General features: G+C 72.3%; 3 protein-coding genes and 1 pseudogene. All 4 read left to right on the top strand.

The features are described 5' to 3' along the window. Positions 1-1,914, top strand: a 1,914-nt coding sequence (leuS, locus tag KN815_RS24825; protein WP_216344145.1) for a leucine--tRNA ligase, incomplete at its 5' end; no start/stop codon positions are given. A 188-nt stretch (positions 1,915-2,102) separates the two neighbouring features. Further along, complete coding sequence (locus KN815_RS24820) at positions 2,103-2,873, top strand: hypothetical protein (protein ID WP_216344144.1); 771 nt, start codon at positions 2,103-2,105, stop codon at positions 2,871-2,873. 165 nt (positions 2,874-3,038) lie between these two features. Further along, on the top strand, positions 3,039-3,884 hold the full coding sequence (locus KN815_RS24815) for a DegV family protein (protein WP_059147931.1): 846 nt from the start codon (positions 3,039-3,041) through the stop codon (positions 3,882-3,884). A 531-nt stretch (positions 3,885-4,415) separates the two neighbouring features. Beyond that, positions 4,416-4,682, top strand: a pseudogene (locus tag KN815_RS24810) (ComEA family DNA-binding protein); the annotation flags it as partial.

Here is a 4,682-nt window from a genome sequence, read left to right as displayed (position 1 = left end):
CGCCAGGACACCCTGTTCGGCGCCACCTATATGGTCCTGGCGCCCGAGCACGGCCTGGTGGACGAGATCGTCCCGGGCGCCTGGCCCGAGGGCACCCGCGACGCCTGGACCGGCGGCCACGCCACCCCGGCCCAGGCCGTCGACGCCTACCGCAAGCAGGCCGCGGCCAAGTCCGACGTCGAGCGGCAGGCCGAGGTCAAGGAGAAGACCGGCGTCTTCACCGGTGCGTACGCCATCAACCCGGTCAGCGGCGAGCAGGTGCCCGTCTTCATCGCCGACTACGTCCTGATGGGCTACGGCACCGGCGCGATCATGGCCGTTCCGGCACACGACAGCCGTGACTTCGCCTTCGCCCGCGCCTTCGAGCTGCCGATGCGCTGTGTCGTCGAGCCCTCGGACGATCGCGGCACCGACCCGTCCACCTGGGACGACGCCTTCGCCTCGTACGACGCGAAGATCGTCAACTCGACGGGGGAGTCCGTATCGCTGGACGGGCTGGGCGTCGTCGAGGCCAAGGCGCGCATCACCGAGTGGCTGGAGTCCCGCGCCATCGGCGAGGGCACCGTCAACTACCGGCTGCGGGACTGGCTGTTCAGCCGGCAGCGCTACTGGGGCGAGCCGTTCCCGATCGTCTACGACGAGGAGGGCGTGGCCCACGCCCTGCCCGAGTCGATGCTGCCCCTGAAGCTGCCCGAGGTCGAGGACTACTCGCCGCGTACCTTCGACCCGGACGACTCCGACACCTCCCCGGAGACCCCGCTGTCCCGGAACGAGGACTGGGTCAACGTGGTGCTGGACCTGGGCGACGGGCGCGGGCCGCGGCCGTTCCGCCGCGAGACCAACACCATGCCCAACTGGGCCGGATCCTGCTGGTACGAGCTGCGCTACCTGGACCCGCACAACAGCGAGCGGCTGGTCGACCCCGAGACCGAGCGCTACTGGATGGGGCCGCGCGAGGGTCAGCCGCACGGCGGTGTCGACCTGTACGTCGGCGGCGCCGAGCACGCGGTGCTGCATCTGCTGTACGCGCGGTTCTGGTCCAAGGTGCTGTTCGACCTGGGGCATGTCTCCTCGGTCGAGCCGTTCCACAAGCTGTACAACCAGGGCATGATCCAGGCGTATGTCTACCGGGACAGCCGCGGTATCGCCGTCCCGGCCGCCGAGGTCGAGGAGCGGGACGGGGCCTACTGGTACGAGGGCGAGCGGGTCACCCGGCTGCTGGGCAAGATGGGCAAGTCCCTGAAGAACGCCGTCACGCCGGACGAGATCTGCGCCGAGTACGGGGCCGACACCCTGCGGCTGTACGAGATGGCCATGGGCCCGCTGGATGTCTCACGGCCCTGGGACACCCGCGCCGTGGTCGGCCAGTACCGGCTGCTCCAGCGGCTGTGGCGCAATGTCGTCGACGAGGGCACCGGTGAGGTCACCGTCGTCGACAGCGAGCCCGACGAGGCGACGCTGCGCGCCCTGCACAAGGCGATCGACGGCGTCCGGCAGGACATGGAGGGCCTGCGCTTCAACACCGCCATCGCCAAGATCACCGAGCTGAACAACCACGTCACCAAGGTGCGCGAGGTGCCCCGCTCGGTGGCCGAGGGGCTGGTGCGGCTGATCTCGCCGCTGGCCCCGCATGTCGCCGAGGAGCTGTGGCGCAGGCTGGGCCACTCCGCGTCCGTCGTCCACGAGCCCTTCCCGGTCGCCGACCCGGCGTATGTCGTGGACGAGACCGTCACCTGTGTGGTCCAGGTCAAGGGCAAGGTCAAGGCCCGGCTGGAGGTCGCGCCCTCGGTCTCGGACGAGGAGCTGGAGGCGCTGGCGCTGGGTGACCCGGCGGTCGTGGCAGCGCTGAACGGCGCCGGTATCCGTAAGGTCATCGTGCGGGCGCCGAAGCTGGTCAACATCGTTCCGGCGTGATGCGGGGCGGGGGCGGGGCCGCGCTGTAAGGGGCCGCGCTGTAAGGGCCGCGCTGTAAGGGCCGTCCCCTCCGCGGAGTGCCACATGTGGGCGGGTTGGGGGTTCGTCAGGAACCTCTGGCCCGCCCGGCGCGTTTACGCTGGGAGGACGACCGCCACCGTGCCGTGACCGCCGCCCAAGGAGCGCACATGGAAGCCATCTGGATCCTGTTGCTGCTTTTCGTCCTGATCATGCTGGCGGGGGTCTATGGGGCCGTCCGAGCGGTCAGGGCGGCGAAGCGCGGTATCGACCGCACCGTGCACCAGGCCCGCCGCACCGTGGAGGACACCAGACTCCGGGCCCGGCAGCTCGCGCAGCCCGGCGCGGCCGGTGAGCTGGCCCAGCTTCGGCTCTCCCTGCGCGGCTCGATGCGCGCCACCAGCCAGGCGCTTCAGGCCGCTGCCCCGCAAGACCAGTCACTGTCGGAGTCGTTGGTCCTGTTCCAGCGGCTGAGCGCCCATGCGCAGGATCTGGAAGCGGATCTGAAGCGGCTGGAGCTGGAGCCCGACAAGTCCCGTCTCGCCGTCCTGCTGCCCGACCTGCGGCAGCGTACGGAGCGGATCACCCACTCCGCGGACTCGCTGCGCTGGGCGGTGCAGGAGCGGACGCAGCGGTTCGCGCATGACGACCTGGACTCGCTGAACCGCGAGATCGAGATGGAGGCCGGGGCGCTGCGGCACTGGACGGCGGTGGAGCCGGAGGAGCCGCGGACGGATGCGGGGTCGTGGCCGGCGCCCGAGGCGGGGACGCGGACGGCGCCTGAGGCAGGGGCGCGGCCCGAGGCAGGGGCGCAATCGGGGCCCGAGGCGGGGCGGGAGCCGGAGCCGCCGCGGCCATCGCTCGGGGCGAGGCCCCAGACGGAGCCCCAGGCGTGGCAGAAGCCCTGGCAGCAGTCCCGCCGTCCCGAGAACACGGCCTGAGTCCCACCATCCGGCCCGGGATCCCACGCCCCGGCCTGAGACCCCGGAACCCGGCCCGAGAACAGGATCTGAGCCACGTCTGAACAGGGCATGATGGGTAAGGCAATTGATCATCCGCTGGGGTCGCGCTGTCGGCAGGCTCCATCCCCCGATAACCTCCCAGTCATGTCCCGCCATGTCGCGATCGTGACCGATTCAACGGCTTACTTGCCGCAGGATGCGATGGAGCGGCATCGCATCACCGCGGTGCCGCTGACGGTCGTGCTCGGCGACCGGGCCCTGGAAGAAGGCACCGAGATCTCGGCCCGGTCCCTCGCGCAGGCGTTGCAGAAGCGGAAGCCGGTGACGACGTCCAGGCCCAGTCCGGAGATGTTCGCGGCCGCCTACCGGGCCGCCGCCGAGGAGGGCGCGACGGGCATCGTCTCCCTGCATCTGTCGGCCGAGTTCTCCGGCACCTACGACGCGGCGGCGCTCGCGGCACAGGACGCGCCCGTTCCGGTGCGGGTGGTGGACAGCGGAATGGTCGCGATGGCGCTGGGCTTCTGCGCGCTGGCGGCGGCCGAGACGGCGGAGGGCGGCGGCACGCTGGACGAGGCCGTGGCGGCGGCGGAGAAACGGGCCGACGGCACCGCCGCCTACTTCTACGTCGACACCCTCGACTATCTGCGGCGCGGCGGCCGCATCGGCGCGGCCCAGGCCCTGCTCGGCTCGGCGCTCGCGGTCAAACCGCTGCTCCAGCTCGACGAGGGGCGGATCGAGCTGCGGGAGAAGGTCCGCACCGCCTCGAAGGCCATCGCCCGGCTCGAGGAGATCGTGGTGGAGCGGGCGGGCCGGAGCCCGGTGGACATCGCGGTGCAGCACCTGGCGGCGGGCGAACGGGCGGCGGCGCTCGCGGAGCGGCTGCGGGACCGGGTGCCGGGGCTGGCGGAGCTGTATGTGAGCGAGGTGGGCGCGGTGATCGGGGCCCATACGGGGCCGGGGCTGCTGGGAGCGGTGGTCTCTCCGCGCTAGCGGAGGGTGGGCGAGCGGTCCTTGGCCGGGCGGTCCTTGGCCGGGCGGTCCTTGATTGGGCGGTCCTTGGTCGGGCGGGCAAGGTCCTCGCTCGACGGAGTGACGGAGTTATCCACAACCTGGTGGTTATCCCCGGGAATTGAAGCGGATCGGCGCGATCGGCCGCTTGTCTCTACCGTCGGGTGCATGAGGACGCGATCACGCACAGTAGGCAAGGGTCCGGGGCGCGGCCGCCATCGCGACGGCGGGGTGGGCCGCCGCCCACGCCCGCCATCCGGCACCGCTTCGTCCCGCGCCGGGGGCCACCACCACCGCACCACTGACCGCCGGACCCACCCCGCCACCCCTCCACGCGCCAGCCGCGTGGCGGCGCTCTTCCCCACACCGTCGGCTCCCCCGATCGCGGTCGGGTCGGTCACCCTGAGCAGCCGGGACGGGCCGAGGGGCTTCGCGAAAGGACGGGCCGAGGGGCGCCTGGCCGGGGAAGCGTCGGTGGGGGAGGCAGAGGCTGCGGAGGTACGGAGCGGGGAGGTGAGGACCGAGGGGCTGTTCGGGGACGAGCCCGGGGAGCCGCCCGGGGTCGTGTGCGAGGAGCCGTCCGGGGTCGTGTGCGAGGGGCAGCCTCGGGACGTGCGCGAGGGGCCGTCCGGGGACGTGCGCGAGAGGCCGCTCCGGGACGTGCGCGAGAGGCCGCTCCGGGACGTGCGCGAGGGGCCACCCGGGGACGTGTGCGGGGAGCCGCCTCGGGACGCGGCTGAGGGGCCACTCGGGGACGTGTCCGAGGTGCCGCCCTGGGAC

The organism is Streptomyces niphimycinicus (assembly GCF_018883605.1).
In the GTDB taxonomy this organism is placed as follows: domain Bacteria; phylum Actinomycetota; class Actinomycetes; order Streptomycetales; family Streptomycetaceae; genus Streptomyces; species Streptomyces niphimycinicus.
Note: the sequence above shows the minus strand (reverse complement) of the source record. Positions and strands in the feature narration are given on the sequence as shown.

Bases quoted from the DNA above. Each gene is read 5' to 3' on its own strand.
- KN815_RS24820 (WP_216344144.1), top strand. From the start codon at position 2,103: ATGGAAGCCATCTGGATCCTGTTGCTGCTTTTCGTCCTGATCATGCTG.
- KN815_RS24815 (WP_059147931.1), top strand. From the start codon at position 3,039: ATGTCCCGCCATGTCGCGATCGTGACCGATTCAACGGCTTACTTGCCG.